This is a genomic window from Streptomyces sp. NPDC054840 (assembly GCF_053611065.1).
The window spans coordinates 1-2,367 of the sequence record NZ_JBSGZP010000906.1 but is presented as its reverse complement, the minus strand read 5'-3'; the positions used below and the strand labels follow the sequence as shown (position 1 = coordinate 2,367).

3 protein-coding genes are annotated in these 2,367 nt (G+C 68.4%); all 3 read left to right on the top strand.

The genetic code is table 11. The features are described from left to right. Positions 1–313: 313 nt before the first annotated feature. On the top strand, positions 314–634 hold the full coding sequence (rplU, locus tag ACWGIU_RS35790; protein WP_030715748.1) for a 50S ribosomal protein L21: 321 nt from the start codon (positions 314–316) through the stop codon (positions 632–634). A 13-nt stretch (positions 635–647) separates the two neighbouring features. Beyond that, entirely contained in the window at positions 648–902 is a 255-nt protein-coding gene (rpmA, locus tag ACWGIU_RS35785) for a 50S ribosomal protein L27 (RefSeq protein WP_030027134.1), read from the top strand. A 167-nt stretch (positions 903–1,069) separates the two neighbouring features. Next, the coding region (gene obgE / locus ACWGIU_RS35780; RefSeq protein ID WP_453712262.1) for a GTPase ObgE at positions 1,070–2,367 on the top strand (1,298 nt) is incomplete at its 3' end.

Below are 2,367 nucleotides of genomic sequence, written 5' to 3'. Positions count from 1 at the left end.
CGGCGGCCGCGGCTCCGACCGAAGCCTGATCCGCCGCTGAGTGACACAGCGTTCGTGGGCCCCGCCGAGTGGCGGGGTCCACGGCCGTACGGGCCCGGTTTGACCCTCCGGAACCGGCCCCGTAACCTAGACCGTCGGCGTGTCTTAGACAAGTGCCGAGCTCCTGAGCACCTTCCTCACGTTCCGTACGCGCAAGCGTCGTACGAGAGAGGCCGCTCGTCCAATCCGGATCGGTGCGGTCCCGTCTTCTTGGCGGGGCTTGCCTGAGCGGCTGGCTTCAGGAGCATCCGTCCCGAGTGAGAGAGAGATCCGCGTGTACGCCATCGTGCGCAGCGGTGGTCGCCAGCACAAGGTTGCTGTTGGTGACATCGTTGAGGTTGACAAGATTTCCACTGCCAAGGTTGGCGACACGGTCGAGCTCTCGACCCTGCTCGTTGTCGATGGCGACGCCGTGACCAGCGACCCGTGGGTCCTGGCCGGTATCAAGGTCACGGCCGAGATTGTGGACCACCACAAGGGCGCCAAGATCGACATCCTGCGCTACAAGAACAAGACCGGCTACCGCCGTCGCCAGGGTCACCGCCAGCAGTACACGGCGATCAAGGTCACCGGTATCCCCGCGGCTGCGAAGTAAGAGGGACTGAGACATGGCACACAAGAAGGGCGCATCGTCCACCCGGAACGGGCGCGACTCCAATGCCCAGCGGCTCGGCGTGAAGCGCTTCGGCGGTCAGGTCGTTTCCGCTGGTGAGATCCTCGTCCGCCAGCGCGGCACCCACTTCCACCCGGGTTCGGGTGTCGGTCGTGGTGGCGACGACACGCTGTTCGCGCTGCAGGCCGGTGCGGTCCAGTTCGGCACGCACCGTGGCCGCAAGGTCGTCAACATCGTTCCGGCCGCCTGATCCAGCTTCGGCTGATCGAGCGTTCGTAACTTCCCGAGGGCGGATCTCAGCTCTTTCCGGCGCAAGCCGGGAAGAGAGGTCCGCCCTCGGCGCGTTGTCATATAGACACGTTTAATGGGCAGCAAGGCCTGCCCGGGACATTCCCGTATGTATCTGGAGGAACACCCATGACCACCTTCGTGGACCGCGTCGAGCTGCATGTCGCCGCGGGTAACGGGGGCCACGGCTGCGCCTCCGTTCACCGGGAGAAGTTCAAGCCGCTGGGCGGCCCCGACGGCGGCAACGGCGGCCGTGGCGGCGACGTCATCCTGGTGGTGGAGCAGGCGATCACCACCCTGCTGGACTACCACCACAGCCCCCACCGCAAGGCCACCAACGGCAAGCCCGGCGAGGGCGGAAACCGCTCCGGCAAGGACGGCCAGGACCTCGTCCTGCCCGTGCCGGACGGCACCGTCGTCCTCGACAAGGAGGGCAACGTCCTCGCCGACCTCGTCGGCCAGGGCACCACTTACGTGGCCGCCGAGGGCGGCCGCGGCGGTCTCGGCAACGCCGCGCTCTCCTCCGCCCGCCGCAAGGCCCCGGGCTTCGCGCTCCTCGGCGTCCCCGGCACCACCGGCGACATCGTCCTGGAGCTCAAGACCGTCGCCGACGTGGCGCTGGTCGGCTTCCCGAGCGCCGGCAAGTCCTCGCTGATCTCGGTGCTCTCCTCGGCCAAGCCGAAGATCGCGGACTACCCCTTCACCACACTCGTCCCGAACCTGGGCGTCGTCACGGCCGGCTCGACCGTCTACACGATCGCCGACGTCCCGGGCCTGATCCCGGGCGCCAGCCAGGGCCGTGGCCTGGGCCTGGAGTTCCTGCGTCACGTCGAGCGCTGCTCGGTGCTGGTGCACGTCCTGGACACCGCCACGCTGGAGTCCGACCGCGACCCGATCGCCGACCTCGACGTCATCGAGGAGGAGCTGAAGCTCTACGGCGGCGGCCTGGAGAAGCGTCCGCGTCTCGTCGTCCTCAACAAGGTCGACATCCCGGACGGCCAGGAGCTCGCCGACATGGTCCGCCCGGACCTGGAGGCCCGCGGCTACAAGGTCTTCGAGGTCTCCGCGGTCGCCCGTACGGGTCTGAAGGAGCTCTCCTTCTTCCTCGCCGAGGTCATCGCCAAGGCCCGGGCCCGCAAGCCGAAGGAGGAGGCGACCCGCATCGTCATCCGCCCGAAGGCCGTGGACGACGCCGGCTTCACCGTCACCTACGACGAGGTCGAGGACGTCTACCAGGTGCGCGGCGAGAAGCCGGAGCGCTGGGTCCGCCAGACCGACTTCAACAACGACGAGGCCGTCGGCTACCTGGCCGACCGCCTCAACCGCCTCGGTGTCGAGGACGCGCTCAGGAAGGCCGGCGCCCGCGCCGGTGACGGCGTGGCCATCGGCTCCGACGAGAACGCGGTCGTCTTCGACTGGGAGCCGAC